The sequence below is a fragment of the Streptacidiphilus anmyonensis genome, from assembly GCF_000787855.1.
GTDB lineage: Bacteria > Actinomycetota > Actinomycetes > Streptomycetales > Streptomycetaceae > Streptacidiphilus > Streptacidiphilus anmyonensis.
Window position 1 is genome coordinate 52369 of the sequence record NZ_BBPQ01000032.1, and the last position, 20929, is coordinate 73297.

Annotated in this window: 22 protein-coding genes; 10 read left to right on the forward strand and 12 right to left on the reverse strand. The window is 73.0% G+C overall.

What is annotated here, in order from left to right; all coding sequences use genetic code 11:
• On the reverse strand, positions 1 to 414 hold a 414-nt coding region (locus TR50_RS24685; RefSeq protein ID WP_042425971.1), incomplete at its 3' end, for a GntR family transcriptional regulator.
• Positions 415 to 474: 60 nt separating this feature from the next.
• Between TR50_RS24685 and TR50_RS24690 the strand changes: the two genes are divergently transcribed.
• Together TR50_RS24690 and TR50_RS24695 are read left to right on the forward strand one after the other, a co-directional pair.
• Positions 475 to 1119: an FMN-binding negative transcriptional regulator gene (locus tag TR50_RS24690; protein WP_042425975.1), complete on the forward strand. Its 645-nt coding sequence runs from the start codon at positions 475 to 477 to the stop codon at positions 1117 to 1119.
• A 153-nt stretch (positions 1120 to 1272) separates the two neighbouring features.
• Complete coding sequence (locus TR50_RS24695; protein ID WP_042426084.1) at positions 1273 to 2688, forward strand: sugar porter family MFS transporter; 1416 nt, start codon at positions 1273 to 1275, stop codon at positions 2686 to 2688.
• A gap of 24 nt (positions 2689 to 2712) precedes the next feature.
• Here TR50_RS24695 and TR50_RS24700 read toward each other — a convergent pair whose 3' ends face one another.
• Positions 2713 to 2943 carry a hypothetical protein gene (locus TR50_RS24700; protein ID WP_042425978.1) on the reverse strand — a complete coding sequence of 77 codons (231 nt, stop codon included), beginning with the start codon at positions 2941 to 2943 and terminating at the stop codon, positions 2713 to 2715.
• An 89-nt stretch (positions 2944 to 3032) separates the two neighbouring features.
• Between TR50_RS24700 and TR50_RS24705 the strand changes: the two genes are divergently transcribed.
• Positions 3033 to 3344, forward strand: coding sequence for a hypothetical protein (locus TR50_RS24705; RefSeq protein WP_042425981.1), 312 nt, complete (start codon positions 3033 to 3035; stop codon positions 3342 to 3344).
• A 269-nt stretch (positions 3345 to 3613) separates the two neighbouring features.
• Here the strand turns inward: TR50_RS24705 and TR50_RS24710 are convergent, their stop codons facing one another.
• Positions 3614 to 4333 (reverse strand): TetR/AcrR family transcriptional regulator, encoded by a 720-nt coding sequence (locus TR50_RS24710; RefSeq protein WP_042425984.1) that lies wholly within the window; start codon positions 4331 to 4333, stop codon positions 3614 to 3616.
• 133 nt (positions 4334 to 4466) lie between these two features.
• Here TR50_RS24710 and TR50_RS24715 point away from each other — a divergent pair, with 133 nt between their 5' ends.
• Positions 4467 to 5690 (forward strand): saccharopine dehydrogenase family protein, encoded by a 1224-nt coding sequence (locus TR50_RS24715; protein ID WP_042425987.1) that lies wholly within the window; start codon positions 4467 to 4469, stop codon positions 5688 to 5690.
• Between the two features lie 111 nt (positions 5691 to 5801).
• On the opposite strand, the gene TR50_RS24720 is transcribed toward TR50_RS24715, so the two are convergent.
• The gene (locus TR50_RS24720) at positions 5802 to 6359 is read right to left on the reverse strand and encodes an EF-hand domain-containing protein (RefSeq protein ID WP_042425990.1); all 558 of its coding nucleotides are present in this window, start codon (positions 6357 to 6359) and stop codon (positions 5802 to 5804) included.
• Positions 6360 to 6521: 162 nt separating this feature from the next.
• Here TR50_RS24720 and TR50_RS24725 point away from each other — a divergent pair, with 162 nt between their 5' ends.
• On the forward strand, positions 6522 to 7292 hold the full coding sequence (locus TR50_RS24725) for an MBL fold metallo-hydrolase (RefSeq protein ID WP_042425993.1): 771 nt from the start codon (positions 6522 to 6524) through the stop codon (positions 7290 to 7292).
• Positions 7293 to 7317: 25 nt separating this feature from the next.
• On the opposite strand, the gene TR50_RS24730 is transcribed toward TR50_RS24725, so the two are convergent.
• The gene (locus TR50_RS24730; protein WP_152648608.1) at positions 7318 to 7524 is read right to left on the reverse strand and encodes a hypothetical protein; all 207 of its coding nucleotides are present in this window, start codon (positions 7522 to 7524) and stop codon (positions 7318 to 7320) included.
• 105 nt (positions 7525 to 7629) lie between these two features.
• Here TR50_RS24730 and TR50_RS24735 point away from each other — a divergent pair, with 105 nt between their 5' ends.
• Positions 7630 to 7833: an antitoxin gene (locus tag TR50_RS24735; RefSeq protein WP_042425998.1), complete on the forward strand. Its 204-nt coding sequence runs from the start codon at positions 7630 to 7632 to the stop codon at positions 7831 to 7833.
• Between the two features lie 360 nt (positions 7834 to 8193).
• Here TR50_RS24735 and TR50_RS44585 read toward each other — a convergent pair whose 3' ends face one another.
• Positions 8194 to 8712, reverse strand: a complete 519-nt coding sequence (locus tag TR50_RS44585; protein ID WP_160311175.1) for a Clp protease N-terminal domain-containing protein — start codon at positions 8710 to 8712, stop codon at positions 8194 to 8196.
• A 524-nt stretch (positions 8713 to 9236) separates the two neighbouring features.
• Between TR50_RS44585 and TR50_RS24745 the strand changes: the two genes are divergently transcribed.
• The gene (locus TR50_RS24745; protein ID WP_063775143.1) at positions 9237 to 9740 is read left to right on the forward strand and encodes an HAD domain-containing protein; all 504 of its coding nucleotides are present in this window, start codon (positions 9237 to 9239) and stop codon (positions 9738 to 9740) included.
• Here the strand turns inward: TR50_RS24745 and TR50_RS24750 are convergent.
• The 3 genes from TR50_RS24750 to TR50_RS24760 form a co-directional block, all read right to left on the reverse strand.
• Positions 9676 to 10332, reverse strand: a complete 657-nt coding sequence (locus TR50_RS24750; RefSeq protein WP_084700925.1) for a PadR family transcriptional regulator — start codon at positions 10330 to 10332, stop codon at positions 9676 to 9678. The two genes, TR50_RS24745 and TR50_RS24750, sit on opposite strands and share 65 nt — an antisense overlap.
• A 145-nt stretch (positions 10333 to 10477) precedes the next feature.
• Positions 10478 to 11521: a hypothetical protein gene (locus TR50_RS24755; RefSeq protein WP_236654578.1), complete on the reverse strand. Its 1044-nt coding sequence runs from the start codon at positions 11519 to 11521 to the stop codon at positions 10478 to 10480.
• Positions 11522 to 11718: 197 nt separating this feature from the next.
• Positions 11719 to 12837, reverse strand: a complete 1119-nt coding sequence (locus TR50_RS24760) for a LacI family DNA-binding transcriptional regulator (RefSeq protein WP_084700927.1) — start codon at positions 12835 to 12837, stop codon at positions 11719 to 11721.
• Positions 12838 to 12999: 162 nt separating this feature from the next.
• Here TR50_RS24760 and TR50_RS24765 point away from each other — a divergent pair, with 162 nt between their 5' ends.
• Positions 13000 to 13842, forward strand: a complete 843-nt coding sequence (locus TR50_RS24765; RefSeq protein WP_042426006.1) for a PhzF family phenazine biosynthesis protein — start codon at positions 13000 to 13002, stop codon at positions 13840 to 13842.
• A gap of 106 nt (positions 13843 to 13948) precedes the next feature.
• Here the strand turns inward: TR50_RS24765 and TR50_RS24770 are convergent, their stop codons facing one another.
• Positions 13949 to 14743 carry a CPBP family intramembrane glutamic endopeptidase gene (locus TR50_RS24770; protein WP_042426009.1) on the reverse strand — a complete coding sequence of 265 codons (795 nt, stop codon included), beginning with the start codon at positions 14741 to 14743 and terminating at the stop codon, positions 13949 to 13951.
• A 167-nt stretch (positions 14744 to 14910) separates the two neighbouring features.
• Positions 14911 to 16413, reverse strand: a complete 1503-nt coding sequence (locus tag TR50_RS24775) for a glutamate-cysteine ligase family protein (RefSeq protein ID WP_042426013.1) — start codon at positions 16411 to 16413, stop codon at positions 14911 to 14913.
• A 367-nt stretch (positions 16414 to 16780) separates the two neighbouring features.
• Between TR50_RS24775 and TR50_RS24780 the strand changes: the two genes are divergently transcribed.
• Together TR50_RS24780 and TR50_RS24785 are read left to right on the forward strand one after the other, a co-directional pair.
• A complete protein-coding gene (locus TR50_RS24780; protein ID WP_052441301.1) occupies positions 16781 to 17449 on the forward strand; it encodes a hypothetical protein in 669 nt (222 codons plus the stop codon).
• A 239-nt stretch (positions 17450 to 17688) separates the two neighbouring features.
• A complete protein-coding gene (locus tag TR50_RS24785) occupies positions 17689 to 17880 on the forward strand; it encodes a DUF5999 family protein (RefSeq protein WP_042386888.1) in 192 nt (63 codons plus the stop codon).
• 148 nt (positions 17881 to 18028) lie between these two features.
• Here the strand turns inward: TR50_RS24785 and gcvP are convergent, their stop codons facing one another.
• Positions 18029 to 20911 (reverse strand): aminomethyl-transferring glycine dehydrogenase, encoded by a 2883-nt coding sequence (gene gcvP / locus TR50_RS24790; RefSeq protein WP_042426017.1) that lies wholly within the window; start codon positions 20909 to 20911, stop codon positions 18029 to 18031.
• Positions 20912 to 20929 lie beyond the last annotated feature (18 nt).

Genomic DNA, 20929 nt, shown 5'->3' on the forward strand with positions numbered 1-20929 from the left:
GAGCAGGCCCGGGTCGAGTTCCGGCCCGCCGTACCGGCCCGCCGCCGGATCCGCGTCGCGACCCGCGGCCGCCAGGGCGGGCGCGGGATCGGGCAGCAGCCGGGCGTCGGGGTTGCCGTCGGCGAGGTCGCGGACGCCCTCGGGGATCTCCAGGGCCGCGTAGTCGCGCGGAGTGAGCGCGGGGCGCGGCAGCACGCGGCTGCCGCGGCGGCCCGCGGTCTCGATGACGCCGCGCTCGCGCAGCATCCGGTAGGCGGCCGCGACCGTGTTCGGGTTGACGCCGAGGTCGACCGCGAGGTCGCGCAGCGGCGGCAGTGCGGCGCCCGGCGGGAGGACGCCGTCGGAGACGAGCGTCTCGATCTCCGCCGCGATGTCATTGGCACGCCGTGCCGTGATCCGATAATCTCCTAGCACAAAGAGAATTATGCACTAGTTCAAACTCTCGCACCAGCCCGCACCGCCAGGGGAGCCGCCATGCTGATCCATCCGTGGGACCACGCCGACGAGTCCGCCTGGCGGCCGTGGCTGGCGGCCCGCGACTTCGGCACCCTGGCCGCCAACGGCGTGGACGGCGGACCGCCCGTCCTGGTGCCGACCCACTTCCTCTACACGCCCGGGAAGGCGGACGGAGCCGGGGACGAGGTCATCCTCCACCTCGCCCGGCCGAACCCCTTCTGGGCGGCGGTCGAGGCCAACCCGCGGCTGACCCTCGCCGTCACCGACGACTACGCCTTCATCCCCGGCACCTGGCGGGCGACCCCCGAGACCGACCCGGACCACGGCGTGCCGACCAGCTACTACACCTCCGTGCACCTGATCGGCACCGGCACGGTGGTCGACGACCCCGCCGAGAAGGCGGCACTGATGAGCCGTCAGCACGCCCGCTTCCAGCCGCGCTCGGCGCACGACCCGATCGTCCCGGGCGAGGCGCCGTTCGGCCGGATGCTCTCCGCGATCCGCTGTCTGCGCCTGGACGTCGAGGAGGTGCGCGCCAAGGCCAAGTACGACGACCACAAGGACGACGACCTGGCCGCCCGCGTCCGCAAGGGCCTGGGCGACCGCGCCCTGCCCCAGGACGCCGCGGTCGCGGCCCGTCTGGACCGCGCGGCGCGCGACTGAGCTCCCCGACCGGCCCGGCCGCACGGGGAGAGCGGCTGGGCCGGCCGGGTGATTGTCGTACCGGTCGGGGCTCCGCCTGCGTCGGATCACCACCCCCGCTCCCTAGGCTTCCCAGACGGACCATCACCGCGCCGCGCACCCCGGGAGCCTCCACTGTCCAGTACGCGACCGACCTCGACCGCCGCCGTCGAAGGCCATCTCGGGCACGTCGTCTTCATCGCCGCCGCGGCCGCCATGGGCGGGTTCCTCTTCGGCTACGACAGCGCCGTCATCAACGGCGCGGTGACCGGTATCCAGCACCACTTCGGCGTCGGCAACGGCGAGACCTCGCTGGTGGTTTCGGCGGCGCTGCTCGGCTCGGCGGCCGGCGCCGTCGGCGCCGGGTGGCTGGCCGACCACCTCGGCCGCATCAGGGTGATGCAGGTGGCCGCGGTGCTGTTCTTCGCGAGCGGCCTCGGCACCATGTTCCCCCCGAACATCGTGGCCCTCGGCGCCTGGCGCGTGATCGGCGGCATCGCCATCGGCATCGCGTCGGTGGTCGCCCCCGCCTACATCGCCGAGGTCGCGCCGCCGGCCGTGCGCGGGCGGCTGGCCTCGTTCCAGCAGGCGGCGATCGTGCTGGGCATCTTCATCTCACAGCTGGTCAACTACGCGCTGAACCAGGCGGCCGGCGGCAACCCCAACGACCATCTGGGCGGCATCCAGGCATGGCAGTGGATGCTCGGCGCGGAGACCATCCCGGCCCTCATCTACGGCCTGCTCTCCCTGGCCATCCCGGAGTCCCCGCGCTACCTGATCGCCTCCGGCGACCTGCCGCGCGCCAAGAAGGTGCTGACCGACGTCGAGGCGCCCGGAGTGGACATCGACGCCCGGATCAACGAGATCCAGCACGTCATGGCGACCGAGCACAAACCGAGACTGAAGGACCTGCTGGGAGGCCGCTTCGGGCTCCAGACGATCGTCTGGATCGGCATCGGCGCCTCGGTGTTCCAGCAGTTCGTCGGCATCAACGTGATCTTCTACTACTCGTCGCTGCTGTGGCAGTCGGTCGGCATCAACGCGAGCAACTCGCTGCTGATCTCGGTGTCCACCTCGCTGGTCAACATCGTGGGCACGGTGATCGCCGTGGTCCTGGTGGACCGCGTCGGACGCCGCCCGCTCGCGCTGGTCGGCTCGGCCGGCATGGCAGTGACACTGGGCATGGCCGCCTGGGCCTTCTCCTACCGCGTCGGCACGGGCACGTCCGCGCACCTGGCCAACACTCAGGCGACGGTCGCGCTCGTGGCGGCGCACGTCTACGTGCTCTGCTTCGCCTTCTCCTGGGGCGTGGTGGTCTGGGTCCTGCTGGGCGAGATGTTCCCCAACAAGATCCGCGCGCTGGCCCTCTCGGTGGCCGCGTCCGCGCAGTGGCTCGCCAACTGGCTCGTCACCGTCAGCTTCCCGACCATGGCGGACTGGAACCTCTCGGCGACCTACGTGATCTACGCCTGCTTCGCGCTGCTGTCCATCCCGTTCGTCTACTTCTGCATCCGCGAGACCAAGGGCAAGGCCCTGGAGGAGATGGGCTGAGCCGGTCCGCCGGACCGGGCCGACTCAGGTGACGGTCTCCCCGAAGCGGCGGGCGATGTCCTTGAGCCGGGCCACCTCCACGTCGTGGCACTCGTGCTCACAGCCGTGCAGCTTGCCGCCGATCACGCGGACTCCGACCGCGCAGGTGTGCGACTCGCCCGGCTCCACGCCCTTGCATCCGGGCGCCAGGTACTTCTCGGGCGGCGTCCACAGGCCGCCGTACGGTTTGCCCGGGTCGGGAGTCGTCTGCGCCATGTCCCAAGTGTGCGTCAAATCGCCTGCGCGGAAAGGCCGAACGCGGAAGATCACCGATCCGTGGCGGGATCGATCTAGGGTGTGCTGTCATGACCGACGACGCACACCGCAGCGAGGAAATCGAACACCACGACACCCCCGAGGACGAGGAGCCGCTCCGGCGGCGCATCTACCTCACCAACCTCGTGGCCGGGTCGAACTGGCTGCTCCTCAACACCGACCGCGCGACGATGTCCGCGAACGGCCCGGCGCTGCGCGCCCTCAGTGGCGTCGTCGAGGCCCTGCACGAGATCGGCTGGCACCTCAACGAGCCGGACTCCGCCCGGCTCGACACCGCCCGACGCCACCTCGACGCCGCGCAGCAGCACCTGCGCGACGCCCTGGGCGCGGCCTCGGACTGATCGGGCCGGGGCCGACGCGGACCCCCGGGGCCGCGCCGGCCTCGCCGCAACGGCACGGGCCCGCGACGCCGTCGGGCGAAGGCCCGCCCTGCGCCCTGGCCGGTTGCGCCCCCCGGGCCCGGCCCGCTCCGGTCAGGGTCGGCCGGCGCCGGACGCGGCCGCGTCGTCGACTGCTGCCGAGCGCCGTCAGCCGGAGGCCGGCCCTGCGCCCAGCCGGGCCTTCGGCGCGGACCCGGTTCCCGGAACCGGCGCTGGTCGGGCGGCCCGGCTCAGGCCTGGGCCGGGCCCTCTCCGGCGCCGCGCTCCGCCGCGGCCGCGGCCAGCAGCAGGTCCAGGGCCGCCGGGTACGCGCTCGCGTTCATGCGCGCGGAGAGGAGCCTCGCGGTGGCCGCGATGTTGGGGTGCGTCTCGGCCGGCAGGCGGGCGTAGGTCGCCTGCCAGACCGCCTCGTCCGCTTCGCGCGCCTCGACCGGGAGAGCGAGGGAGGCCGCGTCCAGGGCCGCGAAGGCGAGGGCCTGGTCGACGAAGGCGTGGTAGACCCGGACCGCGGCCGGGTCCGGGAAGCCGGCGTCGCGCAGGACGCCGAGGATGGCCTCGTCGGCCGCGATCTCGTGGGCGCGGCCGCTGACGCGGCTCGCCGCGAGGACGGCCGCCTGCGGGTGGGCGAGGTACGCGGCGTGGATCCGCAGACCGAGGTCGCGCAGGTCCGCGCGCCACTCGCCGCCCGGGGTCCAGCCCGTCATGGCGCGGTGCATCAGCTCGTCCGCGATGGCGCGGGTGAGCTCGTCCAGGCCCGCGAAGTAGCGGTAGAGCGCGCTGGCGTCCGCGCCCAGCGCCAGGCCGAGGCGGCGCGCCGTGAAGCCCTGCGCGCCGTGCTCGCGCAGCATCCGCAGCGCGGTGTCCACGATCAGGTCGTGGGTCAGCACCGTCCCCTGCTTGGTGGGGCGGCGCCGCCGCCGCTGCTCCTCCGGGACCGCGTTCTTCGCCATGCGGCCACCCTAGCCCGGCCCGCCACCCTTACGTCAACGCGGTTGACGTTTGTCGGCGCGGCGGCGTTTCATCAGGTCAGCGGCCGCTCAACCGCCCTGTTCCCTGCACGCCCGAACCATCCAGGAGTCCCTCATGCGTGTGCTGCTCGTCGGCGCCGGAGGCGTCGGCACCGCGATCACGCGGATCGCCGCCCGCCGTCCCTTCCTGACCCACATGGTCGTCGCCGACTACGACCTCGCCCGCGCCGAGGCGGCGGTCGCCGCGCTCGGCCCCGACCAGGCGTCGCGCTTCAGCGCGGCTCGCGTCGACGCGAGCGACCAGGACGCCGTCGTCGCGCTGCTGCGCGCCGAGCGCTGCGAGGTGCTGCTCAACGCGACCGACCCGCGCTTCGTGATGCCGCTGTTCGAGGCGGCGCTGGCCGCCGACGCGCACTACCTGGACATGGCGATGTCCCTGTCGCGTCCGCACCCCGAGCAGCCGCACGCGCTCACCGGCGTCAAGCTGGGCGACGAGCAGTTCGAGCGAGCCGAGGCGTGGGAGAAGGCCGGACGGGTCGCCCTGGTCGGCATCGGCGTGGAGCCGGGCCTCTCGGACGTGTTCGCCCGCTACGCGGCCGACGAGCTCTTCGACGAGATCGAGGAGGTCGGCATCCGCGACGGCGCCAACCTGACCGTCGACGGCTACGAGTTCGCACCCTCGTTCAGCATCTGGACCACCATCGAGGAGTGCCTGAATCCGCCCGTGGTCTACGAGGCGGACCGGGGCTGGTTCACCACGCCGCCCTTCAGCGAGCCGGAGGTCTTCGACTTCCCCGAGGGCATCGGCCCGGTGGAGTGCGTCAACGTCGAGCACGAGGAGGTGCTGCTGGTCCCGCGCTGGGTGGACGCCAAGCGGGTCACCTTCAAGTACGGCCTCGGCGAGGACTTCATCGCCAAGCTCAAGACCCTGCACGCCCTGGGCCTGGACCGCACCGAGCCGGTGACCGTCCGCTCCGCGCAGGGCCCGGTCGAGGTCTCCCCGCGCGACGTGGTCGCGGCGTCCCTGCCGGACCCGGCGACGCTCGGCGAGCTCATGCACGGCAAGACCTGCGCCGGCACCTGGGTCAAGGGCACCAGGGACGGCGCGGCGCGCGAGGTGTACCTCTACCACGTGGTCGACAACCAGTGGTCGATGCGCGAGTACGGCTCCCAGGCGGTGGTCTGGCAGACGGCGATCAACCCCGTCGTCGCCCTGGAGCTGCTGGCGACGGGCGTCTGGTCGGGGCAGGGCGTGCTCGGCCCGGAGGCCTTCCCGCCCCGCCCGTTCCTGGACCTGCTGACCGAGTACGGCTCCCCGTGGGGTCTGCGCGAGCAGTGAGCTCAGCGCGCGCAGTCAGCGCAGTGAGCTCAGTCAGCAGTGGGCTCAGTCAGCGCCGTGCGCGCGGTGGGCCTTCGAAGCCGGTGACACGGCCGGAGGTCCGGGCGGGCCTCAGAAGCGGGGCTGGCCCGCCCACCAGTTGCCGGGCGCGGTCGGGTCGGTGCTGGTCCAGAACTCCACCACGGCCGCGACGAACTCCTCCGCGTCCAGGCTCCCGTCCCGGTCCCGGTCCAGCACCGCGAAGGCCTCGACCGCCTGCTCGCGGGTGAAGCCCGCGAAGTGGCCGCGCTGGAAGAGGAAGAACTCCTCCGGGTCGACCCGGCCGTCGCCGTTCTCGTCGGCGACGGCGAGGAAGGCATGGGCCAGTCCGCCGAGGAGCACCCGCGCGGCGTCCGGCTGGTCGGCGAGCGAGCCGGTCGAGCCGACGAACTGGTCCCGCGTGATCGCGTCGACGCCGTCGGGCAGGTGCGGCGCGTGCAGTTCGCGCCAGATCGCGAGGTAGGCGTCGACGATCCGCGCCTCCTGCGCGCCACCGGCCGGATGCCCGAGGGAGGCGGCGACGGAGCGGCCCATGCTCCGGTGGTCGGCCTCGGTGAGGCGCCCGTCCCCGTCGGCGTCGAGGTGGTCGAAGCCCCAGCCGATCTTGGCGTCGAGGAAGTCCTGGCTCACGCTGCGCCCTTCGCTGTCGGTCCGTCAGCCTTCTTGTCTGAACACGGACAGGGTAGCGGACGCGCATCGGCCGCCACCCGGATTCCGGCGGATCGCGTGAGAAGATCCATTCCAGGGGTCAGTTGATCCCCTGTCAGTTGATGCGGCCTGGGGGACGACGGCATGAGCACGTTCGGCATCACCTACCTCGGCGGTCCGACCGCCGTGATCGAGTACGGCGGTCTGCGGCTGCTGGTCGACCCGACCTTCGACGGGCCTCGGGACTTCCCGCTCGGGAACCGCGTGCTCACCAAGACCGTCGGCCCCGCGCTCACCGCCGCCGAGGTCGGGCCCGTCGACGCCGTCCTGCTCTCGCACGACCAGCACCCGGACAACATGGACGAGTCCGGCCGGGCCGTCGCCCTCGCCGCGCCGCAGGTCCTGTCCACGTCCTCGGCGGAGCAGCGCCTCGGCGCGCCCGTCCGCGCGCTGCCCAACTGGACCTCGGTCACGCTCTCCCGCCCCGGCGGCGGCGAGATCACCGTCACGGGCGTCCCCGCCCAGCACGGCCCGGACGGCTCCGAGCCGATCGTCGGCGAGGTCACCGGCTTCTGGCTCGCCGGCGCCGGACTGCCCACCGTCTACGTCAGCGGCGACAACGCCTCCCTGGACGTGGTCCGCCGCATCGTCGACCGCCTCGGCACGGCCGACATCGCCGTCCTCTTCGCCGGGGCCGCCCGCACCCCGCTCGTCCCCGACGCGCCCCTCACCCTCACCAGCCCCGACGCCGCCCGTGCGGCCGAGCTCCTCGCCGCGCGCCATGTCGTCCCCCTGCACTTCGAGCACTGGGCGCACTTCTCGGAGGACGGCGCCCGGCTGGACGCGGCGTTCACCGCGGCGGGCCTCGCCGACCGCCTGCACCGCCTCGCCCCCGGCGGGCACATCGCGTTCTGACGCCCGGGGCGACACCCCCGTGGCCTCACTCCCCCGGCCACTGGCCGGGGTGGTCCCACCAGGCCACCAGCTCGCTGTCGTACGGATCCTCGCCCGGATAGTCCTCCTCCATCCGCTCCTCGAACTCACGCCGCGACATCGGGACGTGGTGCGCTCCGTAGAAGGAGATCAGCCGGTACTGGTGGTCGTCCGCATACGGTCCGACCTGCACCGGGGGCTCGGTTTCGCTCATGAGCACAGCGTGCGTCGGGGCCGGTCACGCCGCCACCCGAGTGGCGGCGTCCTCCTGCCCGTCGCAAGGTGGGAGGACCGCACATCCGGGAGGAGTGTTTCCACCATGAGCGTTCTCGACAAGGTCAAAGGCATGCTCAAGGGCCACGAGAGTCAGGCCTCGAAGGGCGTGGACAAGGCCGGCGACCTGATCGACGAGAAGACCGGTGGCAAGTACGCCAGCCAGGTCGACACAGCCCAGGACCAGGCGAAGAAGCAACTCGGCGTCGACGACCCGACGCCCCCGGCGGACGGCGGCCAGTCGGCCTGACGGCCTGACGGCCACGCCGAAGCCCCGCGCCCGCGGAGCCCTGTGCTCCGGGCAGCGCGGGGCTTCGGCCGTTCCACGGCCGGGTCGCCGGAACGCGACGACCGCCGGTCGCGAGGGCACCTGACGTACTGATGGGCCCTGACGTTCTGAGGGCCGGACGCTCGGAGGGCCGGACACTCGGAGGGCCGGACGCGAAGACTCGGATGCGCGGCCCCCGACGGACCGCCCGACCTCCTTCGACCCGCGCGCGAGGGTCGGGGTGCGGCCCGTCCCCCGTCTCTGCGTCCCCGCGTCTCCACGCCGGTCCTACGCACCCGAGCCCGCATCGCGGACCAGGTTCCCGAGCGGGGGCCCGACGGACTACCGGTTGCCCGCGCGCTCCGCGCCGTGCGCGGCGCAGCGCTGGACCACCGCCGAAGGATCGATCCCCGCACCGCGCAGGATCTCCGCCGCACGGGAGTCCGGGACCGTGGCCAGCTCGCGCAGCAGATCGAGCACCGACCCGCCGCCGCCCCTGGCCGCACGCCCGAGCGCGCCCGCGGCGGTCGCGCTCCAGGCCAACCCCGCCGAACGCTCCCGCTCGCGGTCGGCGACCCCCTCACCGAAGCGCCACAGGCGCCCGAAGCCGATGCTGCGCTGGACCAGATACCCCATCAGGCGCGTCGCCTGCATCGGCAGTGGAGCGGCGACGCCGAGCGCGGAGTCGTCCGTCTCCAGCAGCGCGTGCAGCAGGTGGCCGGTGTCGACCTCCGGATCCCCGGCGCGCAGCGCGCGCCGTCGAGCGCGCGCGGCGACCACGGCGAGCATGCCGACGAGGGCGGGTTCCTCCCGATGCGCGGACGCCGACGTCGCGGCGACGCGGAGGGGTTCTGGACGCAAAAGGTCTCCACCACAAGGTCGAGCGGAAGGAGGACACGGCCCGGCGACGGGCCTGGAACGGCCGGGACGGGCCGTTGCAGCAGTTGGTGCGCAGGGCGGGTCGGACCCAGCGATCCGGCGGACGGCGGGATCCGAAGCGTGGTCCGGTGAGGGGCCGCCCGGGAAGTGTGCTGCGCAGGGTGACCATTCGTCAACCCACAGATACGATCTTCCCATCGCCCCGCCGGGCTGTCGCGCCACCCCGCGCGCCACCCCGCGCGCCACCCCGCGGTTGACCAGCGTCGGCGCTCGGGGCGTGCGGGGCGCGTGCCATGGGCGCGCGGACGCGTCCGCAGGCGTGCACTCCTCGGTGGCAATCCCGCTCGGCTGTTCGGCTGCAACCTCCACGGCCTCCGGACCGTCGAACACTTCACGGGGTCATCACCCGTCACGCGCACAACCGGCAAGCCAGCGATCCAGCGATCCACAGGAGCCGTCAGCTGACCACTCTCCCCCCGCCCGCCAAGCCGCTGCTCTACCTCGACGTGGACGGCGTGCTGAACCCCGTCTGCCCGCACCCGGCCAGCGGCTACACCCGGCATCGGCTGCTCCGCAGCGAGGTGCTGCTCAGCCCGGCGCACGGCGCGTGGCTGCGGGAGCTGTCGGAGGTCTACGAGTTGGCCTGGGCGAGCACCTGGGAAGCCTGGGCCAACCAGTGCATCGCGCCGCTCCTCGGGATCCCCGATCTGCCGTGGGTCGCCTGCGGGGGCGCGAAATCCGCCGCGCCGGACGGGGACTTCGCCCCGATCGTGCGGCACGCGGCGGGACGGCCGTTCGCCTGGGTGGACGACCTGATCCCGCCGCGCCTGCTGCGCCGCTACGCGGACCGCAGCGATGTGCTGCTGTTGCCGGTCGAGCCGGGGCAGGGCCTGCGCCGCCGCCACGTCGACCGGTTGCTGTCACGGCCACCACGGGCCGCGCGCGTCAGCTCCGGTCCTCCGGGGTCGCGTCCGTCGGAGCCTGCTCCGAGTCCGCGTCGGCCAGGATGAGGTAGAGCCGCTTGCGCGTGTCCGCGAGGACGGCGAGCGCCTTGGCGCGCTGCTCGGGCGTCCCGGTCATCACGACCTGGCGCACGGCGTCCTTGACGGCGCCGCCGGCCCGGCCGAACTCCCGGACGGCCTCCCAGTGTTCGCCCTGTCCGGCCTCCTCCCAGGGGGCCTCCGAGCCCTGCTCGGCCTCGGCCCGCCCGGTCTCGGTGAGCGAGAACAGCTTCTTGCCGCCGCTCTCCTGACTGGTGATCAGGCCCTCCTCGTCGAGCATCTGCAGCGTGGGGTAGACCGAACCGGGGCTCGGCCGCCAGCTGCCGCCGGAGCGCTCCGCGATCTCGCGGATCATCTCGTAGCCGTGCATCGGGCGCTCCTTGAGCAGCGCGAGCAGCGACGCCCGCACATCCCCACGCCGCGCCCGGCCACCGGGACCGCGTCCCCTGCCGCCACGGCCCTTGTGCCCCCACGGCCCGAACGGCGGCGGCCCGAACGGCCCCGGCCCCCCGAACCCGGGCGGCCCGAACTCGCCGAAGGCGGGTCGGCCGGGGGTCCTTGCGTTGTTGTTCCTCGGATCGAAGTGGTGTCGGGTTCGCATGATCGAACTCCTTCTTTGAGACATGAATGACTGACATCACCGACAGTCTTGCGACTGTCTCGATGCATCAACGATATATCGGTAACTGTCGCAGGGCAAGGCCCTCCGAGGTTCGGCCACCACCACCCCTGCCCACCCCTCGGGGCTAGAACGGGCCCAGGTGCGGGTAGGCCGGGAGGCCGTCGTAGACGGCACGGAGCCAGGGGCTGCGCACGGCCGGGAGACGGGCGAGGGTGTGCCGGAAGACGCCCCAGGCCGGTCGGAAGAGCGAGCGGGGGTGGAGCGGAAGCGGGTCGTCGCGCTGGACGCCGGGCGGCAGGCCGCCCGTGACCGGGAGGCGCGAGAGGTCCCGCGCGAAGGCGAGGTGGAGCCAGACCTCGGCGGCGAGGGGAACCGTCGCGACGCGAGAGCCTGCACCCGGTGGGGACCAGGTGCGGCCGGTCTGGGGGTGGCGCGGGACGAGGAGGATGTCCGCCTGCGCATCAGGGACGCCCGGCCCGCCCAGCGCGACGGTTCGCGTCGCCGAAGCGGCTCTCGAACCGGCTGCCGAAGCGCCTGCCGGACCGGCCGCCCGGCCGACCGCACGGCCGGCCGGCAGGAGCCGATCGCAGGCGCGCCCGAAGCACGTGGTGAGAAGGCCCGGGGGAAGGGACACGAGCGCACCCGCCGAGGCCGCGAAAAGGTGGGCCAGCGACGCGCCGACCGCCGCCTCCCACCGGCCGTCCCAGTAGCCCGACGCGTCGAGCGGCGGCACGTCCGCGTACTCGTCCCGCAGGAAGTCCCACGGTACCGGCCGAGGTTCCAAGCCCCGGCCCGGCCCCGCCACGCGTCGCACCGCGGAGGGTCGGAGTCGGACCTCCTGCCAGTACGAGCAGTCGTCGACACGTACGGCGACGGGGAGGCCGCAGGCCGCGCACGCGAGGTTGGGGCCGTCGTAGTCCGCCAGGCCGAGGCAGTAGCCGTCGAGGCGGTCGGGGATGAAGACCGTGCCCCGCGTGTCCCCCGGCGCGAGGACGACCGCGCCGGGTTCGCCGCAGGACAGCCGGGCGACCGGTGCGAAGACGCCGCGCTCGGCCGCCTCCGCCTCCCCGATCTCGTCCCAACTGCGCCACGGCTGCCCGGACGGCTCGGGATCGACGGCGTAGGTGCCCGCGCCCATCAGCGGCGGCAGGAAGTCGTGTTGATGCATGTGGTGTGCGTGGTCGGGCAGCGCGACCCGCGAGACCGGCGCGGTCAACGCCGCCCCGCACCCCGCACAGACGAAGACCTCGGTGATGCACCCTCCCTGGCTGACCCGTCAGTCAGGGCGACTGACGAGGCGTTCGATCAGAGGCCTCTGATGATGGGGAGGCGGCCGATGTCCGCGCCAGTGCATTTCGCACGGCGTCAGCTCAGCGGCGGCCCGACGGGGGCGCCGCAGGAGGAGCGGACGACGAGCTCCGGGGGGAGCAGGCGGGACTCGGCCGATCCCCCGGCGAGAGTGCGCAGCAGTTCGCGGACCGCGACGCGTCCCTGCTCGGCCATCGGGGAACGGACGGTCGTCAGCGCCACCGGCAGCTCCGCGGCGACGGGCATGTCGTTGTAGCCGATCAGGGCCAGGTCCTCGCCCAGGCGCAGGCCGAGGTCGCGGGCCGCGCCCATCGCGCCGATGGCGGCGAGGTCGTTGACGGCGAAGAGGGCGGTGGGCCGCGGACCGGGCCCGCCGAGGAGGGCGGTCGCGGCCTCGCGGCCGCCCGCGGTGTCGAAGCGGCAGTGGTGGACGCGGTGGGCGGGCAGGGGCAGGCCGGCCTCCCGGTAGCGCTCGGCGAAGCCGAGCGCGCGGTCCGCGCCGGTGCTGGCGAAGGACTCGCCGGCCACGACCGCCACCTCGCGGTGGCCGAGCGCCAGCAGCCGCTCGGCGGCGAGCCGGCCGCCGAGGTGGTCGTCGCAGGTGACGGCCGGGTGCTCGGGACCGGCATGGCGGTTGACCAGGACGTAGGGGGTGCCGTGCAGCTTCGGGTGGTCCAGGGCCGCGCCGTCGAGGTGCGCGTCGCCGATGATCACGCCGTCGACCCGCCGCCCCAGCACCATCGCGATGCGCTGGCGTTGGGTGGCGGGATCGTCGTGGGTGTTGGTGACGAAGACGGACAGGCCGTGCTCGGTCGCCTCCTCCTCGATGCCCTCGTAGATGGTGGCGACGACGATCTCCGACAGACGCGGGAAGAGCACCCCCAGGAGGTTGCTGCGCCGGGTCCGGAGGCTGGCGGCGTACGGGTCTGGGCGGTAGCCGAGGCGGTCGGCCAGCTCGCGGATGCGCTGCGCGGTCTGCGGCGCCGCCGCGGGCCTGGCGCCCGCCCCGGTCGAGCCGTTGAGCACCCGGGAGACGGTCGAGACGTGCAGGCCCAGCTCCCGGGCGAGGTCCTGCAGCGTCACCGGAGCCGGAGCCGGAGCCGGAGTCGGGGTGGTCGGGGTCGGAGCCGGAGCCGGGGTCGGGGTCGGAGCCGCGCCGCCACGTTCGTCCGCCATCCGCGTCGCCCACCCTCGTCGTCGTCACCGGAACCGGTCGGCGCGTGCCCGCACAGAGGCGACAGCCCGGCCGTGACGCATTCTCTCGCGGGCGACGACGGCGGCGCACGACGCAGTCGTGATCCGAACAGCCGCGCCGGCTCCACTCGATAGGCTCCCGACATGCGAATCAGGATCATCGACGCGTTCACCGACGTCCCCTTCGCGGGCAATCCCGCCGCCGTCTGCCTGCTGCCGGAGGGGCCCTGGCCGGACGAGGGCTGGATGGCGCGCCTCGGCGCGGAGATGAACCTGTCGGAGACCGCGTTCGTGCGCCCCGTCGAACCCGGCCGATGGGCGATCCGCTGGTTCACGCCCGCCGTCGAGGTGGACCTCTGCGGGCATGCGACGCTGGCCGCCGCGCACGCGCTGGCGGCCGACGGGCTGGTCGCAGCGGGCGGGGAGGCGGTGTTCGACTCCAACAGCGGTCCGCTGCGCGCGCGGACCGGCGAGGACGGGCGCATCACGCTGGACTTCCCCGCCAACCCGCCCAAGCCCGGCACGGCCCCCGACGCGCTCGCGGAGGCGCTCGGCTCGGACGCGTGGATCGGCGTGTGGGAGACCGGCGCGCTGGGCGATCTGATGCTGGAGTTCATCGACGAGGGCTCGGTGCGCGCCCTGCGCCCCGACCACACCCGGCTCGCGGCCCTGGTCGACGTCGGCATCCCGCGCGGCGTGATCGTCACCGCCCGCGCCGACGATCCCGAGGCGAGCGGCTACGACTTCGTCTCCCGCTGGTTCGGCACGGGCGTCGACGTCGGCGAGGACCCGGTGACCGGCAGCGCGCACACCGCGCTCACGCCGCTGTGGGCGGCGCACCTGAACCGGGACACCCTCGTGGGCCGTCAGGTGTCCCGGCGTGGCGGGACGATCGGGCTGCACCTGGAGGGCGACCGCGTGCTGCTCACCGGCAGGGCGGTGACCGTGCTCGACGGCACGCTGAGCGAGGCCGCCGCCCGCCCCTGACGCACGCCGCGCCGGCGCACCTCAGGTCCCGGCGGGTCGGGCCACCTCCGGTCGGGCCATGCCAGGTCAGGCCATGCCAGGCCGGGTCACGTCAGGCCGGGTCACGTCAGGTCGGCAGCCAGTTGACGTGACCCGCCAGCAGCACGAAGCCGACGAAGGCGACCGTGTCGATCAGCGTGTGCGCCACGGCCAGCGGCGCGACGCGGCCCCAGCGCCGGTACAGGTAGCAGAAGATGACGCCCATCACCACGTTGCCGACGAAGCCGCCGACGCCCTGGTAGAGGTGGTAGGAGCCGCGCAGCAGCGCGCTGGCGGCGACCATGGCCGGCCAGGACCAGCCCAGCTGCTTCAGCCGGCGCAGCGTGTAGCCGACCACGATGACCTCCTCGACCACGGCGTTCTGCGCGGCGGAGAGGATCAGCACGGGGATGCGCCACCAGACGTCCGGCAGCCCGCTCGGCACGACGGTGAGGTTCGCGCCGGAGGCGCGCGCCCCCAGGTAGAGGGCGAGTCCGGAGCCGCCGATGACGGCGGCGACGACCACGCCCTTGCCGAAGTCGCTCCACTTGCGCGTGAGGTCGAAGCCGAAGGCGCGCAGCGACGAGCCCTCCCGCAGCAGCAGGTAGGCGACGAGGAAGACCGGCACCAGCGCGGTGGCGATGTCGAACAGGTGCCAGGTGAGGTCCAGCCACGGGCGGCCGGGCGTGATGGAGCCGTTCAGGGTCGCCTGCTGCGACTCGAGCGACTTGTGCGCGGTCAGCGAACCCACGAAGCTGATCACCGCGGAGACGCCGCTCGCGCCGAGCGAGAGGCCCAGGACGATCAGCAGTTCCTGACCGAGCAGGCGGCGGGTCAGTCTGACCGGCTGCGGGAGAGTGGGGAGCGTCTCGGTGCTGCTCACGGGATGACTCCGGCGACGATGATGGCGGATGACGGCGATGATCGGGTGGGGTTGGCCCGATCATCGCACAGCGTGCTGTGTCAGCCGCCGCCTCTCACCATCACCTCACCTGCCACAGTCGCCCCGCCCGCGGTCACCCCGCCCTCGGTCACCCCGCCGCAGCCCCCTCACCGCAGCGGCCAGGTGTGCACGGGCTCCCCCGACCGCGACAGCTCCATGTAGCGACGCGTCATCGCCTCCAGGGCCGGCCCGCGATCGAGACCCCGCCTCGCCATGCCGTCGTGGAAGACCGCGCTCTGCCATGCCGCGCCGTTGATCCCGGTGCGGCAGCGGCCCTCGATGATGCCGAGGTACCGGTCCCGGTCGACCGGGTCGACACCCCAGGCGTCAAGGCCTTGATAAGCCATCGGCAACAGCTCCCGCTGGACCAGCTCCCGTGCCGGGACCCGCACCAGGCCCCCGCCGCGGCGTCCGCCGCCGCGCGGCCACCACAGCTCGGCGTCGATGCCGTGCCGGGCTCCGGCGTGGAAGTTCTCCGTCGCCAGCTCGAACGACATCCGCTGCCAGACCGGTCGCGGCTGGTCGGCGAGGGTGCGCACCAGGCCGTAGTAGAAGGCCGCGTTGGCGAGCGTGTCCACCACCGTCGGACCGGCGGGCAGGGAGCGGTTCTCCACCCGCAGGTGCGGCACGCCGTCGGCGACGTCGTAGACGGGGCGGTTCCAGCGGTAGATCGTCCCGTTGTGCAGCCGCAGCTCACGCAGGGCCGGGACGCCGCCCGCGGCGAGCGTCTTGAGCGGGTCCTCCTCGTCGCAGATCGGGAGCAGCGAGGGGAAGTAGCGCAGGTTCTCCTCGAACAGGTCCGTGACGGAGTCGATCCACCGCTCGCCGAACCAGGTGATCGGCCGCACGCCCTGCGCTTTGAGCTCGGCAGGACGGGTGTCGCAGGCCTGCTCGAACAGGACCGGGCGGGTCTCGCGCCACAGCTCGCGTCCGAACAGGAACGGCGCGTTCGCCCCGAGCGCCAGCTGCGCGCCGGTCAGCGCCTGCGCCGCGTTCCACAGCTTGGCGAAGCGCCGCGGCGTCACCTGGAGGTGCAGTTGGAGCGAGGTGCAGGCCGCCTCGGCGACGATGGAGACCGCGTCGACGCGCAGTCTCTCGACGCCCTCGATGTCGAGGCTGATGTCCTCGCCGCGCGCGGCGAGGATCCGGTCGTTCAGCAGCCGGTAGCGGTCACCTGCGGAGATGTTGTCCAGGACGGCGTGGTCGACGGTCAGCGTCGGCAGGATGCCGACCGTGACGATCCGGGCTCCGGCCCGCTGGGCGCGCCGGTCCGCGTAGGCGAGGCCGACGGCGAGCTCCTCGCGCAGTTCCTCGAAGACGCGCCCGCCGAGCCGGTGCGGGGCGATGTTGACCTCGATGTTGAACTGACCGAGCTCGGTCTGGAAGTCCCCACTCGCGATCTCCTCCAGGACGGCCTCGTTGCGCATGGCGGGGAGCCCCGCCTCGTCGGCGAGGTTGATCTCGATCTCCAGGCCCATCATCGCCCGGGGCCGGTCGAAGCGCTCCTCGGCGAGGAGTCTCTCCAACGCGTCCACGCACTGGCGCAGTTTGTGCCGGTAGAGCTGACGGTCTGCCAGGTCTGAGCCGGCGACGACCACCTTCTCCCCCATGGGCGCCCATCCCTCCCTCGATCGGCGGTATCGGGGAGCATGCCCCGAAGGGGTGATCGACAGTCCGACCATCTGCGCGAAAAGGCATGTGCCAAAACGGCGCCTGGTACACGAACTGCCCGAAATCTCCCTTGCGGGCGTGCACGCAGCGTAGTAGAAGAGTCACGCCGTGCACCCGTTCATATAGAATCGCGAGATACAGGTACGCATGGCCCGACGCCGCCGGGACGCCCGGCCCCAGAGGCCTGCCCTGCCTCACGATCTGCTGTCACCCGCACCGCGCGGGCCCTCAGCCTGCGCGCTGCGTCTCGCTCCGCACGCTCATCCCCGTCCCGCCTGTCTCTGCTGCCACGAGAGGCGAACCGACATGTCCCTGCAGCTGCCCCAGCCGCCCGCCGCCGCCCTGCGCGCCGTCCTCGACGCCCTGGACGACCCGGACGCCCCCGGCGCCCTGCCCGTCCGCTCCTCGGCGATGCGACGCTGCATCGGACCGCTCACCCCCGCTCTGCCGCTCCCGCTCCATCTTCTCGACCCGATGTCGGCTCCGACTCGGGGCGACGCCGTGGCTCAGTTGAGCGCCGCGCGCCGCACCGGCTGGCGCTTCCTGATCCAGGACGGCGAGGAGGTGGTCGCCGCGGCCGTCACCCTCGAACGCGGCCCCGACGAGCCGGGCACGGGCGAGCCGCACGTCTTCTCGCACTTCGCCGAGGGGCCCTACCCGGCGGCGACGCTCCGCGCGCTGCAGCAGGCCCGCCTGCACACGGCCGGCACCCTGACCACCTACATGCCGCGGCTGCTGTCGGTGCCGGCGCACTACATGACGGCCCTGTGGCTGCACCCCGTGCTCAGCGCCGCACCGACGCCGGACCTGCTGATCCCGTTGGTCCCGGCGCCGCTCGGGGTCACCGCGCACATCCCCCACCACGCGGAGGAGCTGCTCGCGCTGCTCGCGCTGACCGGCGGCGAGCCGGGCGAGTCCAAGGCGAAGGCCGGGAAGGGTCCCGGAACAGCAGCACTGCTCACCAGTACACGCTGACCCGGCGGCACCCCCTGGCACCACCCGTTGTGACCACTTGGCACATGGTCACAACGGGTGGTTTCTGCTGTTCGGGCTCGTTCGGACGTGACGCATGTCACCAAATGGCTGCGGTTCGGTCTCGGGACGCGGAGACTGTGAACCAGCGGAACAAGCCGAACGTCTTACCCGGCGAGAAGGCACTTCACACCTCCGCGTCCGCAACCGCGGCTCTGGTTTCCGAAACGAGGGTACGAGCTATGTGCCAGCACCGTCCTGAGTGCCCGTCCGCCGACTCGCCGGACCGCGAAGCGGCCGTGATCGTCGCGAGCCACCCGGAGCAGGGGTGGAACCTGTTGTGCAACGGCGTCCTCGTCTTCGAGGACACCGGCGAGATCCTCCCCGACGGGCGCGCGGTCGCGCCCCGGCGGGCACTGGCCGGGGCTGCGTAGTTCCGCACAAGGGCTCGTTGCAACACCGAGGGGCGCGGGGAACTGCGCGACAAGCCACCGATGAGCGGATGGCCCCGATCGAACAGGGCCATCCGCACAGGGTGGGTTGCTCGCGCAGTTCCCCGCGCCCCTTCAGGCGCTACGCGCCTCAGCCCTCGTACTGGTCCATCGGCGGGCAGGTGCACACGAGGTTGCGGTCGCCGAACGCGCCGTCGATGCGGCGGACCGGGGGCCAGTACTTCGTCGTCGGGTTGACGCCCGCCGGGAAGACCGCCTCGGCGCGGGTGTAGGCGTGGTCCCACTCACCCGCGAGCGCCGCCGCGGTGTGCGGGGCGTTGTGCAGCGGGTTGTCCTCCGCCGGCCACTCACCGGAGCCGACCTTGTCAATTTCCGAACGGATGGCGATCATCGCCGCGCAGAAGCGGTCAATTTCGGTCAGATCTTCGCTCTCAGTGGGCTCGATCATCAGCGTGCCGGCCACCGGGAACGACATCGTCGGGGCGTGGAAGCCGTAGTCGATCAGGCGCTTGGCCACGTCGTCCACCGAGACGCCCGCCGACTTCGCCAGCGGCCGCAGGTCGATGATGCACTCGTGCGCGACGAGGCCGCCGGGGCCGGTGAAGAGCACCGGGAAGTACGGGGACAGCCGCTTCGCGATGTAGTTCGCGTTCAGCACCGCCACCTGCGTGGCGCGCTTGAGGCCCTCGCCGCCCATGAGGCGGACGTACGACCACGAGATCGGCAGGATCGCCGCCGAGCCCCACGGCGCGGCCGAGATCGGGCCGACGCCCGTCTCCGGGCCGGCCGTCGGCTGGAGCGGGTGGTTCGGCAGGAACGGCGCGAGGTGCGCGCGGACCGCGACCGGGCCGACGCCCGGGCCGCCGCCGCCGTGCGGGATGCAGAAGGTCTTGTGCAGGTTCAGGTGCGAGACGTCCGCGCCGAACTTGCCCGGCTTGGCGAGGCCCACCAGCGCGTTCAGGTTGGCGCCGTCGACGTAGACCTGACCGCCCGCCTCGTGGACCGCGGCGCAGATGTCGCCGATGTTCTCCTCGTACACGCCGTGCGTGGACGGGTAGGTGACCATGAGCACGGCCAGCGAGTCGCGGTGCTGCTCGATCTTCGCGCGCAGGTCCTCGACGTCGACGTCGCCGTCCGGCAGCGTCTTGACCACGACGACCCGCATGCCCGCCATGACGGCGGAGGCGGCGTTGGTGCCGTGGGCCGAGGAGGGGATCAGGCAGACGTCGCGGCCGGTGTCGCCGTTGGACAGGTGGTAGGCGCGGACGGCCAGCAGGCCGGCCAGCTCGCCCTGGGAACCGGCGTTGGGCTGGATGGAGACCTTGTCGTAGCCGGTGACCTCGGCCAGGCGGTCCTCCAGCTCGTTGATCAGCTGCAGGTAGCCGGCGGCCTGCTCGACCGGGGCGAACGGGTGCACGTTCGCGAACTCCGGCCAGGTGATCGCCTCCATCTCGGTGGTGGCGTTCAGCTTCATGGTGCAGGAGCCGAGCGGGATCATGCCGCGGTCCAGCGCGTAGTCCTTGTCCGCGAGCGAGCGCAGGTAGCGCAGCATCGCGGTCTCGGAGCGGTGCGCGTGGAAGGTGGGGTGCGTCAGGTACTCGTCGGTGCGCAGCAGCGCGTCCGGCAGGGAGGCGCCCGCCTCGGCGTCCAGCGCGTCCACGTCGAGGTCGGCCGGGACGCCGAAGGCGCCCCAGACGGCGGACAGGTCGGCGCGGGCGGTGGTCTCGTCGCAGGCGATGCCGACCAGGTCGGCGCCGTCCTGGCGCAGGTTGACGCCGGCGGCGGCAGCGGCCGCCACGACCTCGGCGGCGCGCCCCGGGACGCGGGCGGTGACGGTGTCGAAGAACGAACCGCTGACGACCTCGACGCCGCCGCGGCGCAGGCCCTCGGCCAGCACGGAGGCGTAGCGGTGGGTGCGCGAGGCGATCTTCGCCAGGCCGTCCGGGCCGTGGTAGACGGCGTACATGGAGGCCATGACGGCCAGCAGCACCTGGGCGGTGCAGATGTTGGAGGTGGCCTTCTCGCGGCGGATGTGCTGCTCGCGGGTCTGCAGGGCCAGGCGGTAGGCGCGGTTGCCGTCGGCGTCGACGGAGACGCCGACCAGGCGGCCCGGCAGGCTGCGGGCGAACTCGGCGCGCACCGACATGTAGCCGGCGTGCGGGCCGCCGAAGCCCATCGGGACGCCGAAGCGCTGGGTGGTGCCGACGGCGATGTCCGCGCCGAGCTCGCCCGGGGACTTCAGCAGCGTCAGCGCCAGCAGGTCGGCCGCGACGGTCACGACCGCGCCGAGCTCCTTGGCCTGCGCGATGACCGGGGCCAGGTCGCGCACGGCGCCGGAGGCGCCCGGGTACTGGAGCAGGACGCCGAAGACGCCGCGCTCGGCGATCTCGGCGGGGATGCCCTCGGAGAGGTCCGCGACGACGGTCTCGATGCCGGTCGGGACGGTACGGGTCTCGATGACCGCGGTGGTCTGCGGCAGGGTGTCGGCGTCGATCACGAAGACGCCGCCCTTGACCTTGCCCATGCGGCGGGCCAGCGCCACGGCCTCCGCCGCCGCGGTGCCCTCGTCGAGCAGCGAGGCGCCGGCGGTGGGCAGGCCGGTCAGGTCGGTGACGACGGTCTGGAAGTTGAGCAGGGCCTCCAGACGGCCCTGGGAGATCTCCGGCTGGTACGGCGTGTACGCGGTGTACCAGGACGGGTTCTCCAGCACGTTGCGCAGGATCACCGGCGGGGTGAAGGTGCCGTAGTAGCCCAGGCCGATCATGGAGCGCAGCACCTGGTTGCGGCCGGCCAGCTCGCGCAGCTCGTCCAGGACCTCCGCCTCGGAGCGCGCGGCCGGGAGGTCCAGCGCGGTCAGGCTGCGGATCGCGTCCGGGACCGCGGCGGCGGTCAGCTCGTCCAGGGAGCCGTAGCCCACCTGCGCCAGCATCTTGGCCTGCGCCTCGGCGGTGGGGCCGATGTGGCGGTTCTCGAAGGGGCTGGCGTTCTCCAGCTCGGAAAGCGAGGACGTCATGGGGAGTCTGGCCTCCTG

Excerpts from the sequence above, each read along its gene's own strand:
- TR50_RS24690 (WP_042425975.1), top strand. The coding sequence starts at position 475 with ATGCTGATCCATCCGTGGGACCACGCCGACGAGTCCGCCTGGCGGCCG.
- TR50_RS24700 (WP_042425978.1), bottom strand. The coding sequence starts at position 2,943 with ATGGCGCAGACGACTCCCGACCCGGGCAAACCGTACGGCGGCCTGTGG.
- TR50_RS24705 (WP_042425981.1), top strand. The coding sequence starts at position 3,033 with ATGACCGACGACGCACACCGCAGCGAGGAAATCGAACACCACGACACC.
- TR50_RS24710 (WP_042425984.1), bottom strand. The coding sequence starts at position 4,333 with ATGGCGAAGAACGCGGTCCCGGAGGAGCAGCGGCGGCGGCGCCGCCCC.
- TR50_RS24715 (WP_042425987.1), top strand. The coding sequence starts at position 4,467 with ATGCGTGTGCTGCTCGTCGGCGCCGGAGGCGTCGGCACCGCGATCACG.
- TR50_RS24725 (WP_042425993.1), top strand. The coding sequence starts at position 6,522 with ATGAGCACGTTCGGCATCACCTACCTCGGCGGTCCGACCGCCGTGATC.
- TR50_RS24730 (WP_152648608.1), bottom strand. The coding sequence starts at position 7,524 with ATGAGCGAAACCGAGCCCCCGGTGCAGGTCGGACCGTATGCGGACGAC.
- TR50_RS24735 (WP_042425998.1), top strand. The coding sequence starts at position 7,630 with ATGAGCGTTCTCGACAAGGTCAAAGGCATGCTCAAGGGCCACGAGAGT.
- TR50_RS24750 (WP_084700925.1), bottom strand. The coding sequence starts at position 10,332 with ATGCGAACCCGACACCACTTCGATCCGAGGAACAACAACGCAAGGACC.
- TR50_RS24755 (WP_236654578.1), bottom strand. The coding sequence starts at position 11,521 with ATGCATCAACACGACTTCCTGCCGCCGCTGATGGGCGCGGGCACCTAC.
- TR50_RS24760 (WP_084700927.1), bottom strand. The coding sequence starts at position 12,837 with ATGGCGGACGAACGTGGCGGCGCGGCTCCGACCCCGACCCCGGCTCCG.
- TR50_RS24765 (WP_042426006.1), top strand. The coding sequence starts at position 13,000 with ATGCGAATCAGGATCATCGACGCGTTCACCGACGTCCCCTTCGCGGGC.
- TR50_RS24775 (WP_042426013.1), bottom strand. The coding sequence starts at position 16,413 with ATGGGGGAGAAGGTGGTCGTCGCCGGCTCAGACCTGGCAGACCGTCAG.
- TR50_RS24780 (WP_052441301.1), top strand. The coding sequence starts at position 16,781 with ATGTCCCTGCAGCTGCCCCAGCCGCCCGCCGCCGCCCTGCGCGCCGTC.
- TR50_RS24785 (WP_042386888.1), top strand. The coding sequence starts at position 17,689 with ATGTGCCAGCACCGTCCTGAGTGCCCGTCCGCCGACTCGCCGGACCGC.
- gcvP (WP_042426017.1), bottom strand. The coding sequence starts at position 20,911 with ATGACGTCCTCGCTTTCCGAGCTGGAGAACGCCAGCCCCTTCGAGAAC.